The organism is Pseudomonas sp. 2(2015) (assembly GCF_000955865.1).
Lineage (GTDB): Bacteria > Pseudomonadota > Gammaproteobacteria > Pseudomonadales > Pseudomonadaceae > Aquipseudomonas.
In genome coordinates this window covers 1080515-1106746 of record NZ_JYOF01000003.1, presented here as the reverse complement: position 1 = coordinate 1106746, position 26232 = coordinate 1080515, and the positions used below count along the sequence as shown (strand labels likewise).

Annotated in this window: 30 protein-coding genes and 1 riboswitch; of the genes, 23 read left to right on the top strand and 7 right to left on the bottom strand. The window is 64.6% G+C overall.

The genetic code is table 11. The features are described from left to right. Nucleotides 1–89 precede the first annotated feature (89 nt). The 3 genes from relA to UB48_RS07990 all read left to right on the top strand — a co-directional run bounded on the left by relA (nt 90) and on the right by UB48_RS07990 (nt 3825). Nucleotides 90–2330, top strand: coding sequence for a GTP diphosphokinase (gene relA / locus UB48_RS08000; RefSeq protein WP_045195574.1), 2241 nt, complete (start codon nt 90–92; stop codon nt 2328–2330). A 101-nt stretch (nt 2331–2431) separates the two neighbouring features. Further along, nucleotides 2432–3262 (top strand): nucleoside triphosphate pyrophosphohydrolase, encoded by an 831-nt coding sequence (gene mazG / locus UB48_RS07995; protein ID WP_045195571.1) that lies wholly within the window; start codon nt 2432–2434, stop codon nt 3260–3262. A gap of 23 nt (nt 3263–3285) precedes the next feature. Next, the gene (locus UB48_RS07990) at nt 3286–3825 is read left to right on the top strand and encodes a DUF2058 domain-containing protein (RefSeq protein ID WP_045195569.1); all 540 of its coding nucleotides are present in this window, start codon (nt 3286–3288) and stop codon (nt 3823–3825) included. Nucleotides 3826–3871: 46 nt separating this feature from the next. Here the strand turns inward: UB48_RS07990 and UB48_RS07985 are convergent, their stop codons facing one another. From UB48_RS07985 to purM, 4 genes are all read right to left on the bottom strand, one after another. Further along, nucleotides 3872–4054, bottom strand: coding sequence for a hypothetical protein (locus UB48_RS07985; protein WP_038993913.1), 183 nt, complete (start codon nt 4052–4054; stop codon nt 3872–3874). Nucleotides 4055–4297: 243 nt separating this feature from the next. Then, the gene (locus tag UB48_RS07980) at nt 4298–5008 is read right to left on the bottom strand and encodes a DUF3108 domain-containing protein (protein WP_045195566.1); all 711 of its coding nucleotides are present in this window, start codon (nt 5006–5008) and stop codon (nt 4298–4300) included. An 8-nt stretch (nt 5009–5016) separates the two neighbouring features. Beyond that, nucleotides 5017–5670 carry a phosphoribosylglycinamide formyltransferase gene (purN, locus tag UB48_RS07975; RefSeq protein WP_045195565.1) on the bottom strand — a complete coding sequence of 218 codons (654 nt, stop codon included), beginning with the start codon at nt 5668–5670 and terminating at the stop codon, nt 5017–5019. Further along, on the bottom strand, nt 5670–6728 hold the full coding sequence (purM, locus tag UB48_RS07970; protein WP_045195563.1) for a phosphoribosylformylglycinamidine cyclo-ligase: 1059 nt from the start codon (nt 6726–6728) through the stop codon (nt 5670–5672). Before purM ends, purN begins: the two co-directional genes overlap by 1 nt. 346 nt (nt 6729–7074) lie before the next feature. Between purM and UB48_RS07965 the strand changes: the two genes are divergently transcribed. From UB48_RS07965 to UB48_RS07940, 6 genes are all read left to right on the top strand, one after another. Beyond that, complete coding sequence (locus UB48_RS07965) at nt 7075–8124, top strand: DUF2066 domain-containing protein (RefSeq protein ID WP_045195562.1); 1050 nt, start codon at nt 7075–7077, stop codon at nt 8122–8124. 25 nt (nt 8125–8149) lie between these two features. After that, on the top strand, nt 8150–9223 hold the full coding sequence (locus UB48_RS07960) for an AI-2E family transporter (protein WP_045195560.1): 1074 nt from the start codon (nt 8150–8152) through the stop codon (nt 9221–9223). A 157-nt stretch (nt 9224–9380) separates the two neighbouring features. Further along, nucleotides 9381–10085, top strand: a complete 705-nt coding sequence (gene hda / locus UB48_RS07955; protein ID WP_010220358.1) for a DnaA regulatory inactivator Hda — start codon at nt 9381–9383, stop codon at nt 10083–10085. 115 nt (nt 10086–10200) lie between these two features. After that, nucleotides 10201–10836, top strand: coding sequence for a C40 family peptidase (locus UB48_RS07950; RefSeq protein ID WP_045195558.1), 636 nt, complete (start codon nt 10201–10203; stop codon nt 10834–10836). 134 nt (nt 10837–10970) lie between these two features. Then, a complete protein-coding gene (locus tag UB48_RS07945; RefSeq protein WP_045195556.1) occupies nt 10971–11504 on the top strand; it encodes a C40 family peptidase in 534 nt (177 codons plus the stop codon). A 17-nt stretch (nt 11505–11521) separates the two neighbouring features. Then, complete coding sequence (locus UB48_RS07940; RefSeq protein ID WP_045195554.1) at nt 11522–12169, top strand: O-methyltransferase; 648 nt, start codon at nt 11522–11524, stop codon at nt 12167–12169. Between the two features lie 11 nt (nt 12170–12180). On the opposite strand, the gene UB48_RS07935 is transcribed toward UB48_RS07940, so the two are convergent. Together UB48_RS07935 and UB48_RS07930 are read right to left on the bottom strand one after the other, a co-directional pair. Then, the gene (locus UB48_RS07935) at nt 12181–13497 is read right to left on the bottom strand and encodes a sorbosone dehydrogenase family protein (RefSeq protein ID WP_045195552.1); all 1317 of its coding nucleotides are present in this window, start codon (nt 13495–13497) and stop codon (nt 12181–12183) included. Between the two features lie 68 nt (nt 13498–13565). Beyond that, nucleotides 13566–14144: a hypothetical protein gene (locus UB48_RS07930; RefSeq protein ID WP_045195550.1), complete on the bottom strand. Its 579-nt coding sequence runs from the start codon at nt 14142–14144 to the stop codon at nt 13566–13568. A gap of 147 nt (nt 14145–14291) precedes the next feature. Continuing rightward, nucleotides 14292–14516, top strand: a riboswitch (cobalamin riboswitch). A gap of 162 nt (nt 14517–14678) precedes the next feature. Here UB48_RS07930 and cobO point away from each other — a divergent pair. The 14 genes from cobO (at nt 14679) to UB48_RS07865 (ending at nt 25874) form a co-directional block, all read left to right on the top strand. Then, nucleotides 14679–15290 carry a cob(I)yrinic acid a,c-diamide adenosyltransferase gene (cobO, locus tag UB48_RS07925; RefSeq protein ID WP_010220352.1) on the top strand — a complete coding sequence of 204 codons (612 nt, stop codon included), beginning with the start codon at nt 14679–14681 and terminating at the stop codon, nt 15288–15290. Then, nucleotides 15287–16582: a cobyrinate a,c-diamide synthase gene (locus UB48_RS07920; RefSeq protein WP_045195546.1), complete on the top strand. Its 1296-nt coding sequence runs from the start codon at nt 15287–15289 to the stop codon at nt 16580–16582. The genes cobO and UB48_RS07920 overlap by 4 nt, the downstream gene beginning before the upstream one ends. Next, entirely contained in the window at nt 16573–17226 is a 654-nt protein-coding gene (gene bluB, locus UB48_RS07915; RefSeq protein WP_176794226.1) for a 5,6-dimethylbenzimidazole synthase, read from the top strand. The genes UB48_RS07920 and bluB overlap by 10 nt, the downstream gene beginning before the upstream one ends. Further along, the gene (gene cbiB, locus UB48_RS07910; RefSeq protein WP_045195541.1) at nt 17226–18134 is read left to right on the top strand and encodes an adenosylcobinamide-phosphate synthase CbiB; all 909 of its coding nucleotides are present in this window, start codon (nt 17226–17228) and stop codon (nt 18132–18134) included. Before bluB ends, cbiB begins: the two co-directional genes overlap by 1 nt. Beyond that, the gene (gene cobD, locus UB48_RS07905) at nt 18127–19119 is read left to right on the top strand and encodes a threonine-phosphate decarboxylase CobD (RefSeq protein WP_045195539.1); all 993 of its coding nucleotides are present in this window, start codon (nt 18127–18129) and stop codon (nt 19117–19119) included. The genes cbiB and cobD overlap by 8 nt, the downstream gene beginning before the upstream one ends. Then, nucleotides 19116–20570: a cobyric acid synthase gene (locus tag UB48_RS07900; RefSeq protein ID WP_045195538.1), complete on the top strand. Its 1455-nt coding sequence runs from the start codon at nt 19116–19118 to the stop codon at nt 20568–20570. Before cobD ends, UB48_RS07900 begins: the two co-directional genes overlap by 4 nt. Before the next feature lies 1 nt (nt 20571). Next, on the top strand, nt 20572–21093 hold the full coding sequence (gene cobU / locus UB48_RS07895) for a bifunctional adenosylcobinamide kinase/adenosylcobinamide-phosphate guanylyltransferase (RefSeq protein ID WP_045195536.1): 522 nt from the start codon (nt 20572–20574) through the stop codon (nt 21091–21093). After that, nucleotides 21090–22145, top strand: coding sequence for a nicotinate-nucleotide--dimethylbenzimidazole phosphoribosyltransferase (gene cobT, locus UB48_RS07890; RefSeq protein ID WP_045195534.1), 1056 nt, complete (start codon nt 21090–21092; stop codon nt 22143–22145). Before cobU ends, cobT begins: the two co-directional genes overlap by 4 nt. After that, nucleotides 22142–22711 carry an alpha-ribazole phosphatase family protein gene (gene cobC / locus UB48_RS07885; RefSeq protein WP_045195532.1) on the top strand — a complete coding sequence of 190 codons (570 nt, stop codon included), beginning with the start codon at nt 22142–22144 and terminating at the stop codon, nt 22709–22711. Before cobT ends, cobC begins: the two co-directional genes overlap by 4 nt. Before the next feature lies 1 nt (nt 22712). Beyond that, the gene (locus tag UB48_RS07880) at nt 22713–23441 is read left to right on the top strand and encodes an adenosylcobinamide-GDP ribazoletransferase (RefSeq protein WP_045195530.1); all 729 of its coding nucleotides are present in this window, start codon (nt 22713–22715) and stop codon (nt 23439–23441) included. Nucleotides 23442–23491: 50 nt separating this feature from the next. Then, a complete protein-coding gene (locus UB48_RS07875) occupies nt 23492–23896 on the top strand; it encodes a MarR family winged helix-turn-helix transcriptional regulator (protein ID WP_045195528.1) in 405 nt (134 codons plus the stop codon). Between the two features lie 62 nt (nt 23897–23958). Beyond that, a complete protein-coding gene (locus tag UB48_RS07870; RefSeq protein ID WP_045195526.1) occupies nt 23959–25161 on the top strand; it encodes an MFS transporter in 1203 nt (400 codons plus the stop codon). Continuing rightward, on the top strand, nt 25158–25280 hold the full coding sequence (locus UB48_RS28165) for a hypothetical protein (protein WP_256326709.1): 123 nt from the start codon (nt 25158–25160) through the stop codon (nt 25278–25280). The genes UB48_RS07870 and UB48_RS28165 overlap by 4 nt, the downstream gene beginning before the upstream one ends. Before the next feature lie 42 nt (nt 25281–25322). After that, nucleotides 25323–25874, top strand: a complete 552-nt coding sequence (locus UB48_RS07865) for a glutathione peroxidase (RefSeq protein WP_045195524.1) — start codon at nt 25323–25325, stop codon at nt 25872–25874. 6 nt (nt 25875–25880) lie between these two features. Here the strand turns inward: UB48_RS07865 and UB48_RS07860 are convergent, their stop codons facing one another. After that, a complete protein-coding gene (locus tag UB48_RS07860) occupies nt 25881–26144 on the bottom strand; it encodes a DUF2798 domain-containing protein (RefSeq protein WP_045195522.1) in 264 nt (87 codons plus the stop codon). Nucleotides 26145–26232 lie beyond the last annotated feature (88 nt).

The following is a 26232-nucleotide window of genomic DNA, read 5'->3' as shown; positions in this document are numbered from 1 at the left end:
GCGTTCGGCGCTGCACCTTGGGTCCGGCAGGGGCAGCACCAGTGATTTCAAGCGCATCGCGAATGCGCTGTAGGGAAAGGTAAACAAAGATGGTACAGGTGAGAGTGCACCAGCCGGTCAACACCGACGGCAGTATCAATCTCGAAGCATGGCTGGATCATGTGGTGAGCGTCGACCTGGCGCTGGACCGGGAGGCCCTCAAGGCCGCTTGCGAGTTCGCCCAGGACATCGAAAAAAAGGGCAACCCGGCCAAGCATTCCTGGGCCGATGGTACGTCGAGTTTCCAGGCCGGCCTGGAAATCGCTGAAATCCTGGCCGACCTCAAGCTCGACCAGGACTCGCTGGTCGCCGCGGTCATCTACCGCGCCGTGCGCGAAGGCAAGGTGACCCTGGCTGAAGTCGGCCAGCGTTTTGGCCCGGTGGTCTCCAAACTGATCGACGGCGTGCTGCGCATGGCTGCCATCAGTGCCAGTCTCAGCCCGCGCCAGTCGCTGGTGCTGGGCTCGCAGGCGCAGGTCGAGAACCTGCGCAAGATGCTCGTGGCAATGGTCGACGACGTGCGCGTGGCGTTGATCAAGCTGGCCGAGCGGACCTGCGCGATTCGCGCGGTCAAGGGCGCCGACGACGAGAAACGCAATCGCGTCGCCCGCGAAGTCTTCGATATCTACGCACCGCTGGCCCACCGACTGGGCATCGGTCATATCAAGTGGGAGCTGGAAGACCTGTCCTTCCGCTACCTCGAACCCGATCAGTACAAGCAGATCGCCAAGCTGTTGCACGAGCGCCGGCTGGACCGCGAGCGCTTCATCAGCGACGTGATGAACCAGCTGCAGAACGAACTGCTGGCCACCGGCGTCAACGCCGACATCAGCGGCCGGGCCAAGCACATCTATTCGATCTGGCGCAAAATGCAGCGCAAGGGCCTGGAATTCAGCCAGATCTACGACGTGCGCGCAGTGCGCGTGCTGGTCCCGGAAATGCGCGACTGTTACACCGCGCTGGGTATCGTCCACACCCTCTGGCGGCACATTCCCAAAGAGTTCGACGACTACATCGCCAACCCCAAGGAAAACGGCTACCGCTCGTTGCACACCGCGGTGATCGGCCCTGAGGGCAAGGTCCTCGAGGTGCAGATCCGCACCCATGCCATGCACGAAGAGGCCGAGCTCGGCGTCTGCGCGCACTGGCGCTACAAGGGCACCGATGTCAAACCCAGCTCCAACCACTACGAGGAGAAAATCTCCTGGTTGCGCCAGGTGCTGGAATGGCATGAGGAGCTGGGCGACATCGGTGGCCTGGCCGAACAGCTGCGCGTTGATATCGAACCGGACCGGGTCTACGTATTCACCCCCGATGGCCACGCCATCGACCTGCCCAAGGGCGCCACGCCGCTGGACTTTGCCTACCGGGTGCACACCGAGATCGGCCACAACTGCCGCGGGGCGAAGATCAACGGCCGCATCGTGCCGCTCAACTACAGCCTGCAGACCGGCGAGCAGGTCGAGATCATCACCAGCAAGCACGGCAACCCCAGCCGCGACTGGCTGAACTCGAACCTGGGCTACGTCACCACCTCGCGGGCGCGGGCGAAGATCGTCCACTGGTTCAAGCTGCAGGCCCGCGACCAGAACGTCGCCGCCGGCAAGACCCTGCTCGAGCGCGAACTCAACCGCCTGGGCCTGCCGCAGGTCGACTTCGAACGCCTGGCGGAAAAAGCCAACCTGCGTACCGCCGAGGACATGTTCGCTTCGCTGGGCGCCGGGGACCTGCGCCTGGCGCACCTGGTCAACGCCGCGCAGCAACTGGTCGAGCCCGAGCGCAGCGATCATGTCGAGCTGGTGCCGCGCAAGGCCACCGGCTACAAGCCGGGCAAGCGTGGCGACATCCAGATCCAGGGCGTCGGCAACCTGCTCACGCAAATGGCCGGTTGCTGCCAGCCGCTGCCGGGCGATGCGATTGTTGGCTACATCACCCAGGGCCGTGGCGTGACCATCCACCGTCAGGACTGCGCCTCGGTGCTGCAACTGGCCGGGCGCGAGCCGGAGCGGATCATCCAGGTCAGCTGGGGGCCGGTGCCGGTACAGACCTACCCGGTGGATATCATCATCCGTGCCTACGACCGTCCGGGCTTGCTGCGTGACGTTTCCCAGGTCCTGCTCAACGAGCGGATCAACGTGCTGGCGGTCAACACCCGCTCGAACAAGGAAGACAACACCGCACTGATGTCGCTGACCATCGAGATTCCTGGCCTGGATGCCCTCGGGCGCCTGCTGGGGCGGATTTCGCAACTGCCGAACATCATCGAGACGCGGCGTAACCGTACGCCTTGAGGCCCTATCGCCGGCAAGCCGGCTCCCACAGGAAACAGGTTGCTCCGATCCTGTGGGAGCTGGCTTGCCAGCGATGAGGCCAGACCTGAGAGAGCCCTTTGATGCACACCCTAGACGACCTGCTCCACCTCATGGCCCGCCTGCGCGACCCGCAGCATGGCTGCCCGTGGGACCTCAAGCAGACCTACGCGACCATCGTCCCCTACACCCTCGAAGAAGCCTACGAAGTGGCCGACGCCATCGAGCGCAGCGACTTCGAGCACTTGCAGGGCGAACTCGGTGACCTGCTGTTCCAGGTGGTCTACTACAGCCAGCTGGCACGCGAAGAAGGCCGTTTCGAGTTCGATGGCGTGGTCGACAGCATCACCCGCAAGCTGATCCGCCGCCATCCGCACGTATTCCCAAGCGGTGAACTCTACGCTGCCCTCGACACACCCAAGCTCGACGAAGCCCAGGTCAAGCAGCGCTGGGAACAGATCAAGGCCCAGGAGCGCGCCGAGAAGGGCGAGCCCGAGCAGTTGTCGTTGCTCGACGACGTGCCGGCCGCGTTGCCGGCCTTGTCGCGGGCGGCCAAACTGCAAAAGCGTGCCGCCCAGGTCGGTTTCGACTGGCCACACGCCTTGCCGGTGCTCGACAAGGTTCGCGAAGAACTCGACGAAGTGCTGCAGGCCATGGCCGACGACGACAGCGTGGCCCTGGCCGACGAGCTTGGCGATTTGCTGTTCGCGGCGGTCAACCTGGCCCGGCACCTGAAGGTCGACCCGGAAAACGCCCTGCGCGGGGCGAACAAAAAGTTTGAGCGACGTTTCCGTTTTATCGAACAGGCATTGCGCGACATAGGCCGTCCGATTGAAGATTGCACCCTCGAAGACATGGATGCGCTCTGGGGCGAAGCCAAACGTCAGGAAAAGAACCTGCCCAGCTGCGGCTGAGCTGTTGCATAAGTGAGTGAACGATGAGCCTTTCCCTTCGCGACCAATTGCTCAAGGCCGGTCTGGTCAACCAGAAACAGGTCAAGCAGGTCAGTAAAGATCAGAAGAAACAAAAGCGCCTGGAGCACAAAGGCCAGGTCGAGGTCGACGATACCCAGCAGCGGCTGGCCAAGGAAGCCATGGCGGAAAAAGCCAAGCGCGACCAGGAGCTCAACCGCCAGCAGCAGGAGAAGGCCGAGCAGAAGGCCCGCGCCGCCCAGGTCAAGCAATTGATCGAAGTCTCGCGCCTGCCCAAGCTGACCACCGAGGACTACTACAACTTCGTCGACGACAAGAAGGTCAAGCGTCTGTCGGTCAACGCCCTGATGCGCAGCAAGCTGAGCAGCGGTTCGCTGGCCATCGTGGCCCATGGCGGTGGTTACGAAGTGATCCCCCGTGAAGCGGCGCTGAAGATCCAGGAGCGCGACCCGCAGCGCATTGTCCTGCTCAACACCCAGGTTGAAGAGCCGGATGCCGACGATCCGTACGCGGCCTACGTGATCCCTGACGATCTGATGTGGTAAAGACGACAAACCCCGCTTCGGCGGGGTTTGTTTTTTCTGGAGGGGGTTATTGCTGTTGCCGTCTGTTCTCGAGGTATTCCAGCTCGATGCGGTAGCTGTGGGCCTCATGCTCGTTGTGGAACATGCCGACCAGCTCACCCTGCTGATGCACATCCCAGATGCGCACGCCTGCAGCCAGGCCTTCGTGAGACATTTTGCTTTCGTCGCGCTCAGTTACTTTGACAGTCATCTGCAAACTCCACTTTCAGTTAACTGCGGCACCGTGTCGCAGGTCTCTTTTATAGAGTTTGTTAGCAGGCTAAGTAAATAAACGGCGCATGAAACATCTTTCATGTCCCTGTGGGGGGCGGGCTTGCCCCGCGATGCGATGTGACTGGTAGCCTGCGATCGCGGGGTAAGCCCGCTCCTGCCAAGGGTGTAAAAAGAAACCCCGCACGTGGCGGGGTTTCGGGTGTTACCAGCAGTCAGGCAATCAGTTGCCCTTGACTGTCTTGCCGTCGACCGTGCCGTCCTGCAGGACGATCACGTACTCCTTGCCGTCGGTCTCGACCTGGCGCAGTTGCACCAGCAGGTAATCCCAGTCCTTGGCGAACCACAGCTCGGTGATGCGCTTGCTCTGGCTCGGGTCGCGCACGCGCTCGACCTTGATGGCATCGACCTGGCCGGTCTTGGTGGTGACTTTCTCGCTGCCCAGGACGCGGAAGTCGTAGGTGTCGATCTCGTCGCCATCGACCACCTGGTAGCTCACGCTCTTCTTGCCAGCTGCCACGTCATGCTGCAGGGCCAGTTGATAGGTGGACTTGTCGAGCACACCGCGGTTGAGCGGCAGGTTGATCGCGTCGCCGCGGTCGGTGCCGGTGATCTTCTTGCTGCTCCAGTCGAAATCCAGATCGACCTTCTTGGCCTTGCCCAGGCCGCCACGTTCGAAGTGGTAGGTCTGGGGCAGCAGGGTGTCCTTGTCCAGCTTCAGGGTACTTTGCTCAATCAGGCTGGCGATCATCATCGACGCCTTGAAATTAAGGTTCCAGGTACCGTTGGCGTTCTTTTCCAGGCTGCGCTCGGCAGTGCCACTCATGGGCAGTTGCTTCCAGTCGGCGGTGTAGCTGGCCGAGAATGGCTTCAGATCGGCTGCCTGCAACGGCAGCGCGAGCACGGCGAGAGCGAAGAGCAGGGCACGACGCATAATTTCTCCTAGGGTCGAATCAAGTGGCCGCTGGCCGCCAGAGGCTGGCCATCCAGTAGAGCACCGTGCTCGCCCAGGCGCAAACGGCCCTCGGCAAACCAGCGCACCGCCAGCGGATAGATCAGGTGTTCCTGGCTGTGAACCCGCTGTGCCAGACATTCTGGCGTGTCATCCAACTCTACCGGTATCACTGCCTGTACGACCAGCGGTCCGCCATCGAGTTCCTCGGTGACGAAGTGCACGCTGCAGCCATGCTCGGCATCGCCGGCTTCCAGCGCTCGTTGATGAGTGTGCAGGCCCTTGTACTTGGGCAGTAGGGAAGGGTGAATGTTCAGCAGGCGGCCCTGGTAGTGACGGACAAAGCCGGCACTGAGGATGCGCATGAAACCGGCCAGCACCACCAGTTGCGGGCGGTAGCCATCGATCAGTTCGACCAGTGCCGCGTCGAATGCCTCGCGGCCGTCGAAGGCCTTGTGGTCGAGCACGGCGGTGGCGATACCGGCGTCTTTGGCGCGCTGCAAGCCATAGGCGTCGGCGCGGTTGGAGATGACCGCGCAGATCCGCACCGGGCTGTCGCCGGTGCGGGTGCTGTCGATCAATGCTTGCAGGTTGCTGCCGGTGCCGGACAACAGCACCACGACATCACAGGTCTTGCTCGGCATCAGTGTGCCTTGACGTTCTTCAGCTCAACCTGGGCAGCGCCTTCGGCGGCGATGCCGATCTGGCCGATGACCCATGGCTGCTCGCCGGCTTCACGCAGGACCTTCAGGGCGATGTCGACCTGGTCCTGGGCGACGCAGATGACCATGCCGACGCCGCAGTTCAATACGCGGTGCATTTCGTGCTCGTCGACGTTGCCTTGCTGTTGCAGCCAGTCGAACACCGCCGGGCGATTCCAGCTGGCCACGTCAACCACAGCCTGGGCGCCTTTTGGCAGGACGCGCGGGATGTTGTCGAGCAGGCCGCCACCGGTGATGTGGGCCATGGCCTTGACCGCGCCGGTGTCCTTGATCAGCTTGAGCAGCGGCTTTACGTAGATGCGCGTCGGGGCCATCAGCAGTTCGGTCAGCGGCTTGCCGTCGAGCTGGACGGTTTCGATGTCGGCACCGGAAACTTCGATGATCTTGCGGATCAGCGAGTAGCCGTTGGAGTGCGGGCCGGACGATGGCAGGGCGATCAGCGCGTCGCCAGTGGCAACCTTGGAGCCGTCGATGATTTCGGCTTTTTCTACCACGCCAACGCAGAAGCCGGCCAGGTCGTAGTCTTCGCCTTCGTACATGCCTGGCATTTCAGCGGTTTCACCGCCGACCAGGGAGCAACCAGCCAGTTCGCAGCCAGCGCCGATACCGGTGACCACGGTAGCGGCAACGTCGACATTGAGTTTGCCGGTGGCGTAGTAGTCGAGGAAGAACAGCGGTTCGGCACCACAGACCACCAGGTCGTTGACGCACATGGCGACCAGGTCCTGGCCGATGCTGTCGTGCTTGTTCAGGTTCAGTGCCAGGCGCAGCTTGGTGCCGACGCCGTCGGTGCCGGAGACCAGAACCGGCTGCTTGTAGCCGGCCGGGATCTCGCAGAGGGCGCCAAAACCGCCCAGGCCGCCCATGACTTCCGGGCGCGCCGTGCGCTTGGCAACGCCTTTGATGCGTTCGACCAATGCTTCACCGGCGTCGATGTCTACACCGGCGTCCTTGTAGCTCAGGGAGGGTTGCTTGCTCATGATCCAGGCCTTTAGGGGGGAGGGATTCAGGGGAATCGACCGTGACCTGCCAGGCAAGGCGGAGGGAATCCGGCTGCCTGACCGTCGCCGGTCTGCGAAGGCGCGCGATTTTATCAGGGTTGCCCGGTAGCGGCCATCCTCAGGCCGACGGGCAGGGCCTTAAATGTTGCGAAAAATACGCTTTAACAGTGCGCGACTGGTTGCCACGGCGCAGGCTGTATAAGGTATAGCAAAGGCGATGGGCGCAATTTGCCGCCAGCGGTTGAATGTTTTACCGGGTGCTGCGGTCTGAGCTGCGTCCGTTTTTGTCGCCCACGCTTCTTTATTACCTGGACAGGAATCCTCCATGCGTTTGCGTAATTACCTGGCCGCCGGCTGTCTGGCCCTGTTCGGCCTCTCGGCTCAGGCCGAAACCCTCTCCGGCCTTTATCAGGTCCGCGAACCGGTCACCGGCCAGGGCGCCGAAGCCCGTACCCAGGCCACCGAAAAAGCCCTCGAAACCCTGGTGTTGCGCCTGACCGGCGACGTCAAGGCTGTGCAAAGCCCGGGCCTGGCTGCGCTGCGCAAAGACCCGCAACAAATCATCAGCCAGTTCGGCTTCGAGGCCGGCCCGCCGGAAACCGTGCTGGTCGACTTCGACCCGGGCAGCACCGAGCGCGCCTTGCGTCAGGCGGGCCTGGCCCTGTGGGGCAATAACCGGCCAGCGATCCTCGGCTGGTGGTTGAACGACAGCGTCGAAGGTTCGAACCTGGTCGGCGACGGCCAGGGCAGCGCCGAACCGCTGCGTCGCGCCGCCCAGCACCGCGGCCTGCCGCTGCGCTTGCCGCTGGCCGATCTGCAGGAGCAACTGGTGGCAACCGGCAAGAATCTTGAAGGCACCGACCCGGCGCCGCTGCGCGAGGCTTCCGAGCGCTACGGCGCCGATGCCTTGCTGGCGGTGCACGCCAGCGAAGCCGATGGCAAATGGCAGGGCAAGTGGCGCCTGTGGCTGGGCGAGCAGCGCGAGCAGGGCACTGCCGAGGGCGCTGATCAGGCGGCCCTGGCCGATGCCGTGATGCTCGCCGTCAGCAACCGCCTGGCGCCGCGTTTCGTCGCCCGTCCAGGGGCCAGCAGCGAAATGCAGGTGCAGGTCCAGGGCATGACCCTGGAACGTTATGCCGAACTGGGCCGGGTGCTCGAGCCTTACGGCGCGCGGCTCAAGGTGGTGCAGGGCGATACCCTGACCTATCAGGTCACCGGCAACAGCGATCAGTTGCGCGCGCAACTGGGCCTGGCCAAGTTGCAGGAGCTGCCGGCCGATGCGCCCGCGGCACCTGCAGCCGTCGATCCGGCCAACCCCGGGGCAACCCAGGCCGCCGCCCCGCAACCCTTCAACGGGCTGCGTTTTCGTTGGTAAACCCTGACCTGGCCGGGAGCCGTTCATGACTGATACACGTCGCTGGGTATGGGTAGGTGGGGCGCTGCTGTGCGCGGCCTTGCTGTATTGGCTGCACCCGATTCTTTCGCCGTTTCTGGTCGGCATTTTGCTGGCCTACCTGGCCGATCCGCTGGTCGACCGTCTGGAGCGCGCCGGCCTGTCGCGCACCTGGGGTGTGGTGGTGGTGTTTGCCCTGTTCACCCTGCTGCTGACCTTGTTGCTGCTGGTATTGGTGCCGATGCTGGCCAAACAGCTGGTGCGCCTGTATGAGCTGGCGCCGCAGATGCTCGACTGGCTGCAGCACCAGGCCCTGCCCTGGGTGCAGACGCGCCTGGGCCTGGCCGACGGCTTCTGGAAGTTCGACAAGATCAAGGCCGCCATCAGCGAGCACATGGGCCAGACCACCGACATCGTCGGGGTCATCCTGTCCCAGGCCACTGCTTCGGGCCTGGCCCTGATTGGCTGGCTGGCCAACCTGGTGCTGATCCCGGTGGTGAGCTTCTACCTGCTGCGCGACTGGGACCTGATGATGGCCAAGATCCGCAGCCTGCTGCCGCGCCAGCGCGAGGAACGGGTGGTGGCCCTGGCTGGTGAGTGTCACGAAGTGCTGGGCGCCTTCGTCCGTGGCCAGCTGCTGGTGATGCTGGCCCTGGGTATCATCTATGCCTCGGGGCTGATGCTGGTGGGCCTGGAGCTGGGCTTGCTGATCGGCCTGCTGGCGGGCCTGGCGGCGATCGTGCCGTACATGGGCTTCATTATTGGTATCGGTGCGGCGATGATTGCCGGGCTGTTCCAGTTTGGTGGCGACCCTTATCCTTTGCTCGGCATCGCAGCCGTATTCATGGTCGGCCAGGCGCTCGAAGGCATGGTGCTGACACCGCTGCTGGTGGGCGATCGCATTGGCCTGCACCCGGTGGCGGTGATCTTCGCGATCCTGGCCGGTGGCGAGATGTTCGGTTTTACCGGGGTGTTGCTGGCCTTGCCGGTGGCGGCAGTGATCATGGTGCTGCTGCGCCATGTGCATGACCTGTATAAAGAGTCGGATATCTACGCGGGCGAAATCGACCCGGATCTCTAGCTTGATAGCACCTGGCTTGCATTGGCCTTTACCCGCTAATGCAAGCCTTTGATTTTACTTGTGGTCTGCGCCGATTGTGCGAGGGGCTCCACGGGTATAAACTTTGCAGACTTTTCACAAAAGGCCCCTTGCGGTTCCCCGGAACTGCCCAGCCAGCATGAAACCGATCCAGTTGCCCCTGGGTGTGCGTCTGCGTGATGACGCCACCTTCATCAACTACTATCCGGGTGCCAACGCCGCCGCTTTGGGCTACGTCGAGCGACTCTGCGAAGCCGACGCCGGCTGGACCGAAAGCCTGATCTACCTGTGGGGCAAACAGGGCGTGGGCCGCACCCACCTGCTGCAGGCCGCCTGCCTGCGCTTCGAGCAACTGGGTGAACCGGCGGTGTACCTGCCCCTGGCGCAATTGCTCGATCGTGGCGTCGAATTGCTCGACAACCTCGAACAGTATGAACTGGTCTGCCTCGACGACCTGCATGTCATTGCCGGCAAGCCGGAGTGGGAAGAGGCCATGTTCCACCTCTTCAATCGCCTGCGCGACAGTGGTCGGCGCCTGTTGCTGGCTGCCTCCAGCTCGCCCCGCGAACTGCCGATCAAGCTCGCCGACCTCAAGTCGCGCCTGACCCTGGCGCTGATCTTCCAGATGCGTGCGCTGTCGGACGAAGACAAGCTGCGCGCCCTGCAATTGCGTGCTTCGCGCCGCGGCCTGCACCTGACCGACGAGGTCGGGCACTTCATCCTCACCCGTGGTACCCGCAGCATGAGCGCACTGTTCGACCTGCTCGAGCGCCTCGACCAGGCCTCTTTGCAGGCTCAACGCAAGCTCACCATCCCGTTCTTGAAAGAAACTTTGGGCTGGTAAGGCAGGGGCTAGAGCCTCGGCACATAAAAGTCACATTTTTTTCGATTGAATTTGCAAATCGATGCGATAGAAGGCATAGTCTCGACTTCTTTAAATTCCAGACACGGTCGTGCCCATGCTAAATCGCTTCGCACCCCTCGTGCCCCTCGCACTCGTGACCCTGCTTTTTGGCTGCGCGACCACCGGTCCCGTATCGCAGCAGCAGGTTCAGCAGCAACCGGTTTCCGCTCAGGTTTCGACCAAGTCCTCCGTCCAGGCGACGTTCGAGGAAGAGCTGGCCACCGAAGAAGAGCTGCAAGATTTCTCCAGCAGCAAGCCTTACCAGCTGCCAGCCCTGGCCGACAACATTCTCGAGCGCGGCATGTCGCTGATCGGTACCCGCTACCGTTTCGGTGGTACCTCCGAGAACACCGGCTTTGATTGCAGCGGCTTCATCGGCTACCTGTTCCGCGAAGAAGCCGGCCTCAACCTGCCGCGCTCTACCCGCGAAATGATCAACGTCAAGGCCCCGCTGGTTGCTCGCAACAACCTCAAGCCAGGCGACCTGCTGTTCTTCAGCACCAATGGTCGCGGCCGCGTCAGCCACGCCGGTATCTACCTCGGCGACGATCAGTTCATCCACTCCAGCAGCCGCCGCAGCGGTGGCGTGCGCATCGACAAGCTCGGTGATCGCTACTGGAGCAAGACCTTCATCGAAGCCAAGCGTGCACTGGCCATGGCTCCGGCCGCGACCACGCTCTCGCGCAACTGATCCTTCGACAGGTTTGACCACGGCGACGTAGCTGAAAAGCTCGTCGCCGTGCGTGTTTACAGAAAGCGTCTAATCTAAATTCTCAACTCTTTTCGGCTCTTGGCCGAAGCGGCTTCAGACAGGATGTTCTGACCATGGCGATGATGGCGCGCTTCGCTCTACTTTCCCTCGCAGCACTGCTCGGTGCCTGCTCAAGTCATGCCCCGGCCCCGCGTAAAGTGGTCGAGCCGGCAGTCATGGCCCCGCAAGTGTATTTCTCCCCGGTTGCCGAAGACGTGCTGTTCCGCGCCCTCGGCCTGGTCGGCACGCCGTACCGTTGGGGCGGCAACACCCCGGATTCGGGTTTCGACTGCAGCGGCCTGATTGGCTACGTCTATCGTGATGCTGCGGGCATCTCGTTGCCGCGTTCGACCCGGGAGATGATCGGCATCCGCGCACCGAGCATCGAGCGCAACGACCTGCAGTCCGGCGACCTGGTGTTCTTTGCCACCAATGGTGGCTCGCAGGTCAGCCATGCCGGTATCTATGTCGGCGAAGGGCGCTTCGTCCATGCCCCGGCCACCGGCGGAACGGTGCGCCTGGACTACCTGTCCAGCAGCTATTGGCAAAAGACCTACCTGAACGCCAAGCGGGTGCTGCAGCCAGCGCACCTGGCGCGCAACCCCTGACCTGTGCGAGGTAGACGATGACCGCCCAGACGCTCTACCTCGACGACCCCCTCTACCACTACCTGCAAAGCGTGTCGCTGCGCGAGACGCCGTTGCTCGCCCGTTTGCGTGAAGAAACCCAGGCCTTGGCCGAAGCACGCTGGCAGGTGGCACCGGAGCAAGGCCAGTTGCTGGCGCTGCTGGTGCGCCTGATCGGTGCCGAGCGGGTGATCGAGGTGGGTACTTTCACCGGCTACAGCGCTTTGTGCATGGCTCAGGCCATGGAGCATGGGCAGTTGCTTTGTTGCGACCTTGAGGGCAGCTACAACGCCGTGGCCTGGCGCTACTGGCAGGAGGCTGGAGTCGCCGAGCGCATCGAGCTACGCCTGGCACCGGCGTTGCAGACCCTGGCGACACTGCCATCAGCGCGCTACGACCTGATCTTCATCGATGCCGACAAGGCCAACTACCCGCACTATCTGGAAGAGGCCCTGCGACTGCTGCGAGTGGGCGGGCTGGTACTGTTCGACAACACCTTGTGGAGCGGGCGGGTGCTTGAGCAAAACCCGCACAGCGAAGACACCCGCGCCATTCAGGCCTTGAACCGCACGCTCAAGGACGACCCACGGGTGGACCTGTCGATGCTGCCGATTGGCGATGGCCTGACCCTCTGCCGCAAACGCTGAGCTCCCCCGGCTTACCGGGCCTTGCTCACCCGCCAGATCGTGTTCCCGACATCATCGGCTACCAGCAGCCCGCCGCGCTGATCGTTGATCACCCCGACCGGCCGGCCCATGGCCTTGCCTTCATCATTGAGAAACCCGCTGAGCACGTCGATCGGCTTGCCCGCAGGTTTGCCGGCAGTGCTGAAGGGTACGAAGATCACCTTGTAGCCACTGTGCGGCTTGCGGTTCCACGAGCCATGCTGGCCAATGAACGCGCCTTGCTCGAACGGTGCCGGCAGCACCCCTGCTTCGGCGAAGGTCAGGCCCAGCGACGCCGTGTGCGGCCCCACCGCATAGTCCGGGGCAATGGCGCTGGCCACCAGGTTCGGATCAGACGGGTTGACCCGCTGATCGATGTGCTGGCCGTAATAGCTGTAGGGCCAGCCATAGAAGCCGCCATCCTTGACCGAGGTAATGTAGTCGGGCACCAGGTCGCTGCCGATCTCGTCACGCTCGTTGACTGCGGTCCACAGCTGTCCGGTGTGCGGCTCCCAGGCCAGGCCGTTGGGGTTGCGCAGGCCCGAGGCGAAGATCCGCGTCTGGCCGCTGGCCGGGTCGACTTCCCAGATCGCCGCGCGGCCTTTTTCCTGGTCCATGCCGTTCTCGCCGACATTGCTATTGGAGCCGACGGTGACGTAGAGCTTCTTGCCGTCACGGCTGGCGATCACGTTCTTGGTCCAGTGATGGTTCAGCGTGCCGCCCGGTAGTTCGGCCACGGCAGTACCCGGGCCCTTGATCGAAGTCGCGCCGGGTTCATAGTGAAAGCGCAGCAGGCGATCGGTGTCGGCGACGTAGAAGTCATTGCCGACCAGGGCCATGCCGAACGGTGAATTGAGGTTCTCGATAAAGGTCGTGCGGGTTTCCGCCACGCCGTCGTGGTCGCTGTCGCGCAGCAGGCTGATGCGGTTGGCGCTGGGCACGCCGGCGCCAGCGCGGTCCATGACCTTGCCCATCACCCAGCCGCGAATACCCTTGCCGTCATCGGGTTTGGGCGGGGCATTGGTTTCGGCCACCAGGATGTCGCCGTTGGGCAGGGCATAGAGCCAGCGCGGGTGGTCCAGGCCTGCGGCGAAGGCCGCCACCTGGGTGCCGGGCGCGGCCTTGGGCGTCATGCCCTGGGGCCAGCCAATGGCGGGGGCGATGTTGACGGTGGGGATCAGGGTCTTGTTCGGTTCGGGCAATTGCGGCGACGGGCCGACCCCGTCGCTGACCTCAAGGCGGGCGTTCTCGCCGCAGCCGCTTAACCCCGCAGTCACTGCCAGCAGCAGTGCAATCGGCTTGATACCCATGTCGTTTCCCTCGCAATGATGGCCGCTATTGCCAGTAGAGGCACGCCAGGGGTGGGAGGTTCCCCGGGTCAGGCCTGCTTGAGCAACAGGGCGATGCCGGGGTGATACTGGCCGGCTTCGTTGTGCAGCTTGCGGTAGGCGTAGGGAAAGTACCAGGCGATGGCGCAGGCGTTATGCTTTTGCAGGTCGTCGACCAGGTCCTGCAGCTCTTCGGGGCTGGCGTGCTGGCCGGCTTTCCAGGGGCTGGCGAACAGCGCAGCGACTTTAAGCTGGCTGGGCGCGGCAATTTGCCGAGCAGCCTGGACGGTTTCGCCCAGGGCGTTATTCAGGTCGAGCTTGGCGATGCGTGGCCAGCGCTGGCTGGCCTGCAGGTAGGCAGCCTCTTCGCGGTTGGCGATGTACAGGTCGCAGCGGCCTTCGCGATCGCCGTCATCGCGCTGCTTCTTGCTCTGGTGCTGCTGCAGGGTCACCAGCTCGGCCTGCCAGGCGGCGGCCGAGAGCAGCCCGAGGTTGGCCTGGGCGCCGTGCCAATAGGGCGCCTCACCGTCACCGAGGGTCTGGTTGAAGCGGTCGATGCAATCGACCCAGCGTTCCAGGGCCGGGCGCAGGAACTCCAGGCGCGCATTATTGATGATCAGGCCTTGCATGCTGCTCTCCCTTATAGTTGTGATCGAGTACAGCCGAGGTATGGCTATTTGATATCACTGAAGTCAGTGTTGCACAAGATGACAAAGGCGCCATTGATCCAGGCCAGTGCAGCGCCTTTCATTGACGCTCCGGGTGCAACCCTCTAACCTTCGCGACTTGTTTCAGGTGCTCTGCAGGCGATGGCCTGGCAGGGTGAAACAGGGAAGCCGGTGGGCGCGTAAAACGCGCGAATCCGGCGCTGCCCCCGCAACGGTAGGTGAGTCAAGGCTGTGCAGGGCCACTGGGCATTCATGCCCGGGAAGGCGCGTAGCCCCGGGTGTCGATGGCCCCGCTCACAAGCCCGGAGACCGGCCTGTAACAGCCAACGGCATCACGGAGGGTGATGCGCGGTTCCTCCGGCCTGTGCCGCAGCCCTGCGCGTTTTCCGTCTGCCATATCCATTCATCTGTCACGCCCGTTCCTTCGATACGCTGAGCAGCCGTCGGCTGCTGCGTTCGTTGCAGATCGGCCGACAGTGGTTTGCGGAGAACCTCATGACTGAATCCACCGAGCGCGACGAACGCCACCTGGCGCGCATGCAGCGCAAAAAGGCCGTGATCGACGAGCGCATCGCCAACTCGCCCAACGAATGCGGCTTGCTGCTGGTACTTACCGGCAACGGCAAGGGCAAGAGCAGTTCGGCCTTCGGCATGCTCGCCCGGGCCATGGGCCACGGCATGCAGTGCGGCGTGGTGCAGTTCATCAAGGGCCGCAACAGCACTGGCGAAGAGCTGTTTTTCCGGCGCTTTCCCGAGCAGGTGCGCTACCACGTGATGGGCGAGGGCTTTACCTGGGAAACCCAGGACCGCCAGCGCGACATCGCTGCCGCCGAAGCTGCCTGGGCAGTGTCGCGGCAGATGCTCCAGGACCCGTCGATCGCCTTCGTGGTGCTTGATGAACTGAACATCGCCCTCAAGCACGGCTACCTCGACCTCGACCAGGTGCTCAGCGACCTGCAGGCGCGCCCGCCGATGCAGCACGTGATCGTCACCGGTCGCGCGGCCAAGGATGAAATGATCGAACTGGCCGACACCGTCACCGAAATGGGCATGATCAAGCACGCCTTCCAGGCCGGCATCCGCGCCCAGAAGGGCGTCGAACTATGAGTGATGCGCGCCATTGCCCGGCGGTATTGATCGCCGCACCGGCCTCCGGCCAGGGCAAGACCACGGTGACCGCCGCACTGGCGCGCCTGCATCGCAACCAGGGGCGCAAGGTTCGCGTATTCAAGTGCGGCCCGGACTTTCTTGACCCGATGATCCTCGAGCGCGCCAGTGGTGCGCCGGTGTATCAGCTCGACCTGTGGATGGTCGGCGAGCAGGAAAGCCGCCGGCTATTGTGGGAGGCGGCGGGCGAGGCCGACCTGATCCTCATCGAAGGGGTCATGGGCCTGTTCGACGGCACGCCATCGAGCGCCGACCTGGCCCGGCATTTTGGCGTGCCGGTGCTGGCGGTGATCGATGGCACCGCCATGGCCCAGACCTTCGGCGCCCTGGCCCTGGGCCTGGCGCGCTATCAGCCGGACCTGCCGTTTGCCGGGGTGTTGGCCAACCGTGTCGGTACCCTGCGCCATGCCCAGTTGCTTGAAGGCAGCCTGACCGAGGGGTTGCGCTGGTACGGTGGGCTGTCGCGAGAAACCGGCATCGAATTGCCGAGCCGTCACCTGGGGCTGGTGCAAGCCAGTGAACTGAACGACCTTGATGCGCGGCTGGATGCTGCCGCAGCGGCCCTGGGCGCCAGTTGCGATGCGGCGTTGCCGCCAGCGGTGCGCTTTGCCGCGCCGACCGAGTTTGCCATCGAGCCGTTGCTGCAAGGTGTGCGTATTGCCGTTGCCCGCGACGAAGCCTTTGCCTTTACCTATGGCGCCAACCTCGATCTGCTGCGGGCCATGGGCGCGCAGCTGGCGTTTTTCTCGCCGCTGCATGACACAAGCTTGCCGCCAGCCGACAGCTTGTATCTGCCTGGCGGTTACCCCGAATTGCATCACCAGGCGCTGGCGGCCAACACACCGATGCTCGAGGCTATCCGCGCCCATCACCACGCCGGCAAGCCGTTGCTCGCCGAATGCGGCGGCATGCTCTACCTGCTTGATGCGCTCACCGATGTTGCCGGCGAGCGTGCCGAACTGCTCGGCCTGCTGGCAGGCGAGGCAGTGATGCAAAAGCGCCTGGCCGCCTTGGCCCTGCAGGCCGTAGAACTGCCTGAAGGCACCTTGCGCGGGCACACCTATCATCATTCGCTGACCCATACCGAGCTTGAGCCGGTTGCCCGCGGCCAGAGCCCCAACGGTGGTCGTGGTGCCGAGGCGGTGTACCGCCAGGGGCGCTTGACCGCCTCCTACGTGCATTTCTATTTTGCTTCCAACCCCCAGGCGTCGGCGGCGCTGCTGTGTCCATGACTGAACATGCTTTTACCGAGGCCGAACGTGCGGCGGTCTACCGCGCCATCGGCGAGCGTCGCGACATGCGTCACTTCAGTGGCGGCGAAGTCGCCCCCGAGTTGCTCGCGCGCCTGCTTGAGGCCGCGCACCAGGCGCCCAGCGTCGGGCTGATGCAGCCCTGGCGTTTCATCCGTATCACCCAGCGCGAACTGCGCCAGCGGATCCAGGCCCTGGTGGAAGAGGAGCGCCTGCGTACAGCGCAGGCGCTCGGTGAGCGCTCCGATGACTTCATGAAACTCAAGGTCGAAGGCATCAACGACTGCGCCGAGCTGCTGGTGGCGGCGCTGATGGATGGGCGCGAAGCGCACATTTTCGGCCGCCGGACCTTGCCGGAGATGGACCTGGCGTCGTTGTCCTGTGCGATCCAGAACTTGTGGCTGGCGGCCCGCGCCGAAGGTCTGGGCATGGGCTGGGTGTCGCTGTTCGAGCCCCGGGCCCTGGCCGAGTTGCTCGGCATGCCGGCCGGTGCCAAGCCGTTGGCAATCCTCTGCCTGGGCCCGGTTCACGAATTTTACCCGGCGCCGATGCTGGTGCTTGAAGGCTGGACCACAGCGCGGCCGCTGCACGACATGCTGTTTGAAAACCAGTGGGGGGAGTCTTGATGAGCGTGGCGTTGCTGACAGTGGCCGGGGTGGCGCTGGATGCGCTGCTGGGCGAGCCCAAGCGCCGGCATCCGCTGGTAGCCTTCGGGCGCCTGGCCGGGCGCCTGGAACAGCGCTTGAATGCCGGCGGCCGAGGCTGGCGCAGCCACGGCGTCAGCGCCTGGTTCCTGGCGGTGGTGCCGCTGACCTTCATCGCCATGCTGTTGTCCTGGCTGCCGTACATTGGCTGGCTGATTGAAGTTTTGGCGCTGTACTGCGCCCTCGGCCTGCGCAGCCTTGGCGAGCACGTAACGCCGGTGGCCGAAGCCCTGCGCCAGGGCGACCTGGAAAAAGCCCGCCAGCGCGTCGGTTATCTGGTCAGCCGCGAAACCCGCGAGCTGGACGAAACCGCCGTGGCCCGCGCCGCCACCGAGTCGGTGCTGGAGAACGGCAGCGATGCGGTGTTCGCCGCGCTGTTCTGGTTTGTCGTTGCCGGCGTACCGGGGGTGGTGCTCTATCGCCTGAGCAACACCCTCGACGCCATGTGGGGCTATCGTAATGAACGCTTCGAGCGTTTTGGCTGGGCTGCGGCGAAGATCGACGATGTGCTCAACTATATTCCGGCACGCTTGGTGGCGCTGACTTACGCGCTGCTGGGCAAGACCCGCCTGGCCCTGAGCTGCTGGCGGCGCCAGGCGCCGTTGTGGGACAGCCCCAATGCCGGGCCGGTGATGGCGGCCGGGGCCGGAGCCCTGGGCGTCGAGCTGGGCGGGCCGGCGGTGTATCACGGCGAGCTGCACGAGCGCCCGCAACTGGGCGAAGGCCCGCAGGCCGATGCCGACGCCATCGAACGCGGTTGGCGCCTGGTTTGCCAGGGCGTGTGGTTGTGGTTGCTGCTGTTGTGCCTGGGGGCTGAATTCTATGCTTGAACACGGTGGTCGCCTGCAACGCGCAGTGCAGCAATACGGCATCGCCCGCGAAGACTGGCTGGACCTGTCCAGCGGCATTGCCCCCTGGTCTTATTCCATCCCCGAGATCCCGCTGCGGGCCTGGGCACGTTTGCCCGAAACTGAAGATGGCCTCGAGCAGGCGGCCCGTGAGTACTACCAGGTCGAGCAATTGCTGCCAGTGGCCGGCTCCCAGGCGGCGATCCAGGCTTTGCCACGCCTGCGTCGCCCCGGCACGGTCGGGGTGCTGTCGCCGTGCTACGCCGAACACGCCGAAGGCTGGCGCCGCGCTGGGCACCGGGTGCGCGAGTTGCCGCTGGACCAGGTCGATTACTACCTCGACAGCCTCGACGTGCTGGTGGTGGTCAACCCCAACAACCCCACCGGGCAGCTGATTGCTGCCGAGCAACTGCTGGAATGGCATGGTCGCCTGGCCCGCCGTGGCGGCTGGCTGCTGGTTGATGAAGCGTTCATGGACAACACCCCGCAACACAGCATTGGCGCCCATGCCGAGCGCAGCGGGTTGATCGTGCTGCGCTCGTTCGGCAAGTTCTTCGGCTTGGCCGGCGTACGCCTGGGCTTTGTTCTGGCCGAGCGCCAGTTGTTGCAACTGCTCGCCGAACAGCTCGGGCCCTGGACCATCAGCGGTCCGACGCGGATCCTCGGCCAGGCCTGCCTGCTCGACGGCGCCGCCCACCAGCAGCAGATCATCCGCTGCGCCGCTGCCAGCCAGCGCCTGGCCGAGGTGCTCAGTGCGGCAGGTTTCGCCCCCAGCGGCAGCTGCGATCTGTTCCAGTACCTGGTCACCGAGCAGGCGCCGCGCCTGCATGAATTCATGGCCCGGCGCGGCATCCTCCTGCGCCTGTTCAGCCAGCCGCCGAGCCTGCGTTTCGGCCTGCCGGCCAGTGAACCGGACTTTCAGCGCCTGGCCCAGGCTTTCAGCGATTACCGCAAGGAACAAGCATGACCACCCTGATGGTGCAGGGCACCACCTCCGATGCCGGCAAAAGCACCCTGGTGACCGCGCTGTGCCGCTGGCTGTTGCGCCAGGGCATTGCCGTGGTGCCGTTCAAGCCGCAGAACATGGCGCTCAACAGTGCCGTGACCGCCGAGGGCGGCGAGATCGGCCGCGCCCAGGCGGTGCAGGCGCAGGCCGCGGGCCTGGCGCCCCACACCGACATGAACCCGGTGCTTCTCAAGCCCAACAGCGACACCGGCGCCCAGGTGATCGTCCATGGCCGCGCGGTCACCAGCATGAACGCCGTGGCCTATCACGACTACAAGGCCATCGCCATGCAGGCCGTGCTGGCTTCGCACCAGCGCCTGAGCGCGGCCTATCCGGTGGTGATGGTCGAAGGCGCCGGCTCGCCGGCTGAAATCAACCTGCGTGCCGGCGACATTGCCAACATGGGCTTTGCCGAGGCAGTCGACTGCCCGGTGATCCTGATTGCCGACATCAACCGTGGCGGCGTTTTTGCGCATCTGGTCGGTACCCTGGAGTTGCTCTCGACGAGCGAACAGGCGCGGGTCAAAGGCTTTGTCATCAACCGTTTTCGTGGCGATATCGCCTTGCTCCAGCCGGGCCTGGACTGGCTTGAAGAACGTACCGGCAAGCCAGTGCTGGGCGTGCTGCCCTATGTGCTGGACCTGCACCTGGAAGCCGAAGACGGTATCGACCAGCGCCAGGGCCTCAAGGCCGGGCGCCAGCTCAAGGTGATCGTGCCGGTGCTGCCGCGCATCAGCAACCACACCGATTTCGACCCGCTGCGCCTGCACCCGCAGGTCGATCTGCAGTTTATCGGCCCCGGTCAGCCGATTCCGCCCGCTGACCTGATCATTTTGCCCGGCTCCAAGAGCGTGCGCGGCGACCTGGCGCAATTGCGTGAGCGTGGTTGGGACCAGGCGATCAGTCGCCACCTGCGTTACGGCGGCAAGGTCCTGGGCATTTGCGGCGGGCTGCAGATGCTCGGCCAGCGGGTGGAAGACCCCTTGGGCCTGGAAGGCCCAGCAGGAGCCAGCGATGGCCTCGGTCTGCTGGATTTTGTCACCGTGCTCGAAGCCGAAAAGCAGTTGCGCAATGTCGCCGGCACCCTGCAGCTGGAGCAGGCGGCCATCAGCGGCTACGAGATTCATGCCGGGGTAACCCAGGGGCCGGCGCTGGAGCGCCCGGCGGTGTTGCTCGACGGCGGCCGCGCCGATGGCGCCATCAGTGCCGACGGGCAGATCCTCGCCACCTACCTGCATGGCCTGTTCGAGGCGCCGCATTGCTGCGCCGCGCTGTTGCGCTGGGCCGGGCTGCAGGAGGTCGAGCAGATCGACTACCACGCCCTGCGCGAACGCGACATCGAGCGCCTGGCCGACCTGGTCGAGCAGCACCTGGACACCGCGCGCCTGCGCCAACTCTGCGGACAGAACTGAAATGCTCAACCTGATCCTTGGCGGCGCCCGTTCGGGCAAGAGCCGCCTGGCCGAACAACTGGCGGTGCAGAGCGGCCTGGCGGTCACCTACATCGCCACCAGCGAACCGCTCGACGGCGAGATGAATGCACGGGTGCAGTTGCACCGCGAGCGGCGTCCGGCCGAGTGGGCATTGATCGAAGAGCCGCTGGAGTTGGCGCGGGTGCTGCGTGCCACTGCCAGTGCCGAGCGCTGCCTGCTGGTCGATTGCCTGACCCTGTGGCTGACCAACCTGCTGATGCTCGACAACCCTGAGCGCCTGGCGGCCGAACGCACGGCGCTGCTCGAGTGCCTGGCAGCGTTGCCGGGCGAAATCATTCTGGTCAGCAACGAAACCGGCCTGGGCGTGGTGCCCATGGGCGAGCTGACCCGCCGTTATGTCGATGAAGCAGGCGCGCTGCACCAGGCCATTGCCGAGCGCTGCCAGCGCGTGGTGCTGACTGTCGCCGGCTTGCCGCTTACCCTGAAAGGACCTGCACTATGAGTCAAACCTGGTGGCGTGAAGCCTGTCGAGCTGTCGACCCGATTGTTCGCGAACAGGCCCTGGCGCGGCAACAGCAACTGACCAAGCCGGCAGGCTCGCTGGGTCGCCTGGAGCAGCTGGCAGTGCAACTGGCCGGCTTGCAAGGCCAGCTCAAGCCGAGCGTCGAGCAGGTGTGGATCGCGATTTTTGCCGGCGATCACGGTGTGGTCGCCGAAGGCGTCTCGGCTTACCCGCAGGCGGTGACCGGGCAGATGCTGCTCAATTTCGTCAGCGGCGGCGCTGCGATCAGCGTGCTGGCGCGGCAGCTGAATGCTCAACTGGAAGTGATCGACCTGGGTACCATCGACCTGGCCCTGGAGCTGCCGGGCGTGCGCCACCTGCGCGTCGGCCCGGGCACGGCCAACTTCGCCCAGGTACCGGCGATGACCTACGAACAAGGCCTGCAGGCTCTGCAAGGCGGGCGCGAGAGTGCCCTGCGCGCAGCCGCCAGCGGCGCCCGGTTGTTTATCGGCGGCGAGATGGGTATCGGCAACACCACCGCCGCCAGCGCCCTGGCCTGCGCCGTGCTCGGCTGCCCGGCCAGCGAGCTCAGTGGTCCGGGTACCGGCCTGGACGCCGCCGGTGTGCGGCACAAGGCCGAGGTCATCCAGCGCGCCTTGCTGCAGCATGCCAATCTTGGCGACGACCCGCTGCAGCGGCTGTTGTGTTTTGGCGGTTTCGAGATCGCCGCGCTGGTCGGCGCCTACCTGGGTTGCGCCCAGGCTGGTGTTGCGGTGCTGGTGGATGGGTTTATCTGCACCGTTGCCGCGCTGGTGGCGACGCGTATCAATCCGGGTTGCCGCGACTGGCTGCTGTTCGGTCATCGCGGCGCCGAGCCCGGTCATCGCCGGGTGCTCGCCGAACTCGACGCCGAGCCGCTGCTGGAGCTGGGCCTGCGCCTGGGCGAGGGCAGTGGTGCGGCACTGGCGGTGCCGCTGTTGCGCCTGGCCTGTGACCTGCACGGGCAGATGGCGACCTTCGCCGAAGCTGCGGTAGCGGACCGCCCGGCATGATCATCGACCTGCTGCGCCACGGAGAAACCGAACTGGGCGGCGGCCTGCGCGGTAGCCTCGACGATGCCCTGACTGACAAGGGCTGGGCGCAGATGCGCGCGGCGGTGAGTGATGCCGGCCCTTGGGATGCATTGGTCAGCTCGCCATTGCAGCGCTGTGCACGCTTTGCCCAGGAGCTGGGCGCGCAGTTGAACCTGCCGCTGCAGCTGGCGCCGGGGCTGCAAGAGCTGCATTTCGGTGAGTGGGAAGGGCGCAGCGCGGCAGCGCTGATGCTCACCCATGAAGCCGAGCTCGGCCGGTTCTGGGCTGACCCTTATGCCTACACACCGCCAGGTGGCGAGCCGGTGGCGGATTTCTCCGTACGGGTGTTGCAGGCCATCAGCGCCTTGCATCAGGCCCATGCCGGCCAGCACTTGCTGCTGGTCACCCACGGCGGTGTCATGCGCCTGTTGCTGGCCCGCGCCCGTGGCCTGCCGCGTGAACAGCTGCTGCAGGTCGAAGTGGTCCATGGCGCCTTGTGCCGCCTGGAACTGCTGGCCGACGGCAGCCTGCGCGAGGTGTGCTGAGATGCTGGGGTTCTGGATCGCCCTGCAGTTTCTCAGCAGCTTGCCGGTGCGCCTGCCGGGCATGCCGGCGCCGGAACAAATGGGCCGCTCATTGCTGTTTTACCCGCTGGTAGGGCTGTTGTTCGGGGTGGTGCTCTGGGGGTTGAACGCGCTGCTGGCCGGTAGCCCGGTGCTGTTGCACGCCGCCTTGCTGCTCAGCGCCTGGGTGCTGCTCAGCGGCGCCTTGCACCTGGACGGCCTGGCCGACAGCGCCGATGCCTGGCTCGGCGGTTTCGGCGACCGCGAACGTACCTTGCTGATCATGAAAGACCCGCGCAGCGGGCCGATTGCCGTGGTCACCCTGGTACTGGTGCTGTTGCTCAAGTTCTGCGCCTTACTGGCGTTGATCGAGCGCGGTGACGGGCTACTGCTGGTGCTCGCACCGCTGATCGGCCGCGCGGGGTTACTGGGCTTGTTCCTGTGCACGCCCTATGTGCGCAGCGGCGGGCTCGGCCAGGCGCTTGCCGATCATTTGCCGCGTCGGGCGGGCCAGCTGGTGATGCTCGTCAGTGCGTTGGCCTGTGTGCTGCTGGCAGGGTTCAAGGGCCTGTGGGTGCTGCTGGTTGCCGCCATCGTCTTCGCCTGGCTGCGCCACGTGATGGTGCGCCGTCTGGGTGGCACCACCGGTGATACCGCCGGGGCCCTGCTCGAGCTGCTGGAGCTGGCGGTATTGATCGCTTTGGTGCTGTGAGCGGCGAATAAAAGCTTGCAGTTGCCAAAAAGCGGGTATATACACGCATTATGTTGACCAGCGAATGCATCTGCACCCACCTGCGTCGCGCTGCCCGTGGGGTGAGCCGGCACTACGACGAGGCCCTCGAAGGCTTCGGGATCAATGTCGCGCAGTTTTCCCTGTTGCGTCATTTACGCCGCCTGGATCAACCGAGTATTTCCACCCTGGCCGAGGCCATGGGCCTGGACCGCAGCACCTTGGGGCGCAACCTGCGGGTACTGGAAGCCGAGGGCCTGGTGGCCCTGGCCGAAGGGCAGGACCTGCGCAACCGTATCGTGTTGCTGACCGAGCAGGGCCGGGCACGCCTGCAAGCGGCGGAGCCGGCCTGGGAGCAAGCGCAAAGCGGCTTGATCGAGACCCTCGGCGAAGGTCAGCGTGACGAACTGGTGCGCCTGCTGGAGCTGTTGGCTTGAGCTTTTTACGAGTATAAGCGGGTATATACCCGCATAACCTTGCGGCACTGGAGACAACAAAAATGACATCAGTATGGCGAACCAGTGGGTGGATTCTGCTTGGCGCGGCGCTGATCCTGGCCTTGTCGCTGGGCGTGCGGCACGGCTTTGGCCTGTTCCTGGCGCCGATGAGCGCCGACTTTGGCTGGGGCCGTGGCGTGTTTGCCTTCGCCATCGCCTTGCAGAACCTGATCTGGGGCCTGGCCCAGCCGTTTGCCGGAGCCCTGGCCGATCGCCTCGGTGCTGCCAAGGTGGTGATGGTCGGCGGTATTCTGTATGCCGCCGGCCTTGTGCTGATGGGCATGTCCGACTCGGCCCTGACCCTGTCGCTGAGTGCCGGTTTGTTGATCGGTATCGGCCTGTCGGGCACCTCGTTTTCGGTGATCCTTGGCGTGGTTGGCCGTGCCGTGCCGCCAGAAAAACGCAGCATGGCCATGGGCATTGCCAGCGCCGCCGGCTCCTTCGGCCAGTTCGCCATGCTGCCGGGTACGCTCGGCCTGATCGGCTGGCTGGGCTGGTCGGCGGCCTTGCTGGTGCTGGGTTTGCTGGTGGCCTTTATCGTGCCGCTGGTAGGGCTGCTGCGTGATCGTCCGCTGCCCAGCCAGGGCAATGACCAGACCCTCGGCCAGGCCCTGCGCGAAGCCTGCTCGCACTCCGGTTTCTGGCTGCTGGCCCTGGGCTTTTTCGTCTGTGGCTTCCAGGTGGTGTTCATCGGCGTGCACCTGCCGGCCTACCTGGTCGACCAGCACCTGCCGGCGACCATCGGCACCACAGTGCTGGCGCTGGTCGGGCTGTTCAATATCGTCGGCACCTACACCGCCGGCTGGCTGGGCGGGCGCATGTCCAAGCCGCGGCTGCTGACCGCGCTGTACCTGCTGCGCGCGGTGGTCATCGTGTTGTTCCTGTGGGCGCCAATCAGCCAGTTCAGCGCCTACCTGTTCGGCATTGCCATGGGCCTGCTGTGGCTGTCGACCGTACCCTTGACCAACGGCACCGTGGCCACCCTGTTTGGTGTGCGCAATTTGTCGATGCTCGGCGGTATCGTCTTCCTGTTCCACCAGTTGGGGGCATTTCTGGGCGGCTGGCTGGGCGGGGTGGTGTATGACCGCACCGGCAACTACGATTTGGTCTGGCAGATTTCCATCCTCCTCAGCCTGCTCGCCGCAGCGCTGAACTGGCCGGTACGCGAACGCCCGGTGGCGCGCTTGCAGGCGCAGGCAGCATGAAGCGGGTCGCCATTGGCAGCGTGCTCGGCCTCGCCGCGCTATTGCTGCTGGCGCTGGCCTGGTGGGGCTGGCATGAGGGCGGCCTGGCGTTGATGCAGTTGGGCATGGGCGTGTGCTAGGAGTACTCTGAATACTTCGGGAACGTTCGAGGGAGAGAGACGATGCGCGCACGCTGGATGTTGGTTCCGTTGTTGACCTTGGCCGCTGCGGCCAATGCCCTGGCCGCCGATTGCCCGGCGCTGCTCAAGGGCTCGTTGCCGGAGCTGCGCGGCAAGGAGCAGATCGACCTGTGCCAGCGTTTTGCAGGCAAGCCGCTGGTGGTGGTCAATACCGCCAGCTATTGCGGCTTTGCCCCGCAGTTCGAGGGACTTGAAAGCGTCTACAAGGAGTACCACGAACAGGGCCTGGAAATGCTCGGGGTGCCGTCCAACGACTTCAAGCAGGAAGACGCCGATGCCCAGAAAACCGCCAAGGTCTGCTACGCCAACTATGGCGTGACCTTCACTATGACCCAGGCCCGGCCCGTGCGTGGCGACGATGCCACGCCGCTGTTCAAGGAACTGGCCGCGCAGAGCAGTGCGCCGAAGTGGAATTTCTACAAGTACGTGGTTGATCGCCAGGGCAAGGTAGTGGCCAGTTTCACCAGCCTGACCAAGCCGGATGACCCGGCGTTCAAGGCGGCGATCGAAAAGGCCATTGCTTCCCAGCCCTGAGCTGCGTCAGTGGCTCGGATGCACGGTCCAGGCCACCAGCTTGAGCACGATCGGGCGCACCACCAGCACACAGGCAAAGGCTACTGGCATGGCCAGTTGATAGGCTTTGAGCACGTTGCCCAGGTACTGCTCGTTGATGCCTGCGTTGGCGGCGGTAATCACGAAGCACATCAACAGGGCCATGATTGCCGACATGTAGAAGGCAAACACGTAGGGGGTGGCGCGAACGCCGAGTTTGCGCCGGGGGCGGGCGCTGGTCTGGAAGGTCATGCTGACTCCTTCTGGTGGGTGAGGGGGCAGCCTAGCAAGGCGGTGTCGGGCTGCGGTAGACGAGCTGGACTTAGGTCTTTATAAAGAA

What these genes read in the sequence shown, in the direction of transcription:
- purM (WP_045195563.1), bottom strand. Translation starts at nt 6,728, where the DNA reads ATGAGCAAGCAACCCTCCCTGAGCTACAAGGACGCCGGTGTAGACATC.
- purN (WP_045195565.1), bottom strand. Translation starts at nt 5,670, where the DNA reads ATGCCGAGCAAGACCTGTGATGTCGTGGTGCTGTTGTCCGGCACCGGC.
- UB48_RS07870 (WP_045195526.1), top strand. Translation starts at nt 23,959, where the DNA reads ATGACATCAGTATGGCGAACCAGTGGGTGGATTCTGCTTGGCGCGGCG.
- UB48_RS07930 (WP_045195550.1), bottom strand. Translation starts at nt 14,144, where the DNA reads ATGCAAGGCCTGATCATCAATAATGCGCGCCTGGAGTTCCTGCGCCCG.
- UB48_RS07860 (WP_045195522.1), bottom strand. Translation starts at nt 26,144, where the DNA reads ATGACCTTCCAGACCAGCGCCCGCCCCCGGCGCAAACTCGGCGTTCGC.
- cobC (WP_045195532.1), top strand. Translation starts at nt 22,142, where the DNA reads ATGATCATCGACCTGCTGCGCCACGGAGAAACCGAACTGGGCGGCGGC.
- UB48_RS07865 (WP_045195524.1), top strand. Translation starts at nt 25,323, where the DNA reads ATGCGCGCACGCTGGATGTTGGTTCCGTTGTTGACCTTGGCCGCTGCG.
- UB48_RS07940 (WP_045195554.1), top strand. Translation starts at nt 11,522, where the DNA reads ATGACCGCCCAGACGCTCTACCTCGACGACCCCCTCTACCACTACCTG.
- UB48_RS07920 (WP_045195546.1), top strand. Translation starts at nt 15,287, where the DNA reads ATGAGTGATGCGCGCCATTGCCCGGCGGTATTGATCGCCGCACCGGCC.
- cbiB (WP_045195541.1), top strand. Translation starts at nt 17,226, where the DNA reads ATGAGCGTGGCGTTGCTGACAGTGGCCGGGGTGGCGCTGGATGCGCTG.
- UB48_RS07900 (WP_045195538.1), top strand. Translation starts at nt 19,116, where the DNA reads ATGACCACCCTGATGGTGCAGGGCACCACCTCCGATGCCGGCAAAAGC.
- mazG (WP_045195571.1), top strand. Translation starts at nt 2,432, where the DNA reads ATGCACACCCTAGACGACCTGCTCCACCTCATGGCCCGCCTGCGCGAC.
- hda (WP_010220358.1), top strand. Translation starts at nt 9,381, where the DNA reads ATGAAACCGATCCAGTTGCCCCTGGGTGTGCGTCTGCGTGATGACGCC.
- UB48_RS07990 (WP_045195569.1), top strand. Translation starts at nt 3,286, where the DNA reads ATGAGCCTTTCCCTTCGCGACCAATTGCTCAAGGCCGGTCTGGTCAAC.
- UB48_RS07880 (WP_045195530.1), top strand. Translation starts at nt 22,713, where the DNA reads ATGCTGGGGTTCTGGATCGCCCTGCAGTTTCTCAGCAGCTTGCCGGTG.
- UB48_RS07875 (WP_045195528.1), top strand. Translation starts at nt 23,492, where the DNA reads ATGTTGACCAGCGAATGCATCTGCACCCACCTGCGTCGCGCTGCCCGT.
- cobU (WP_045195536.1), top strand. Translation starts at nt 20,572, where the DNA reads ATGCTCAACCTGATCCTTGGCGGCGCCCGTTCGGGCAAGAGCCGCCTG.
- UB48_RS28165 (WP_256326709.1), top strand. Translation starts at nt 25,158, where the DNA reads ATGAAGCGGGTCGCCATTGGCAGCGTGCTCGGCCTCGCCGCGCTATTG.
- cobT (WP_045195534.1), top strand. Translation starts at nt 21,090, where the DNA reads ATGAGTCAAACCTGGTGGCGTGAAGCCTGTCGAGCTGTCGACCCGATT.
- UB48_RS07950 (WP_045195558.1), top strand. Translation starts at nt 10,201, where the DNA reads ATGCTAAATCGCTTCGCACCCCTCGTGCCCCTCGCACTCGTGACCCTG.
- UB48_RS07965 (WP_045195562.1), top strand. Translation starts at nt 7,075, where the DNA reads ATGCGTTTGCGTAATTACCTGGCCGCCGGCTGTCTGGCCCTGTTCGGC.
- UB48_RS07980 (WP_045195566.1), bottom strand. Translation starts at nt 5,008, where the DNA reads ATGCGTCGTGCCCTGCTCTTCGCTCTCGCCGTGCTCGCGCTGCCGTTG.
- UB48_RS07935 (WP_045195552.1), bottom strand. Translation starts at nt 13,497, where the DNA reads ATGGGTATCAAGCCGATTGCACTGCTGCTGGCAGTGACTGCGGGGTTA.
- cobO (WP_010220352.1), top strand. Translation starts at nt 14,679, where the DNA reads ATGACTGAATCCACCGAGCGCGACGAACGCCACCTGGCGCGCATGCAG.
- UB48_RS07985 (WP_038993913.1), bottom strand. Translation starts at nt 4,054, where the DNA reads ATGACTGTCAAAGTAACTGAGCGCGACGAAAGCAAAATGTCTCACGAA.
- UB48_RS07945 (WP_045195556.1), top strand. Translation starts at nt 10,971, where the DNA reads ATGGCGATGATGGCGCGCTTCGCTCTACTTTCCCTCGCAGCACTGCTC.
- cobD (WP_045195539.1), top strand. Translation starts at nt 18,127, where the DNA reads ATGCTTGAACACGGTGGTCGCCTGCAACGCGCAGTGCAGCAATACGGC.
- UB48_RS07960 (WP_045195560.1), top strand. Translation starts at nt 8,150, where the DNA reads ATGACTGATACACGTCGCTGGGTATGGGTAGGTGGGGCGCTGCTGTGC.
- relA (WP_045195574.1), top strand. Translation starts at nt 90, where the DNA reads ATGGTACAGGTGAGAGTGCACCAGCCGGTCAACACCGACGGCAGTATC.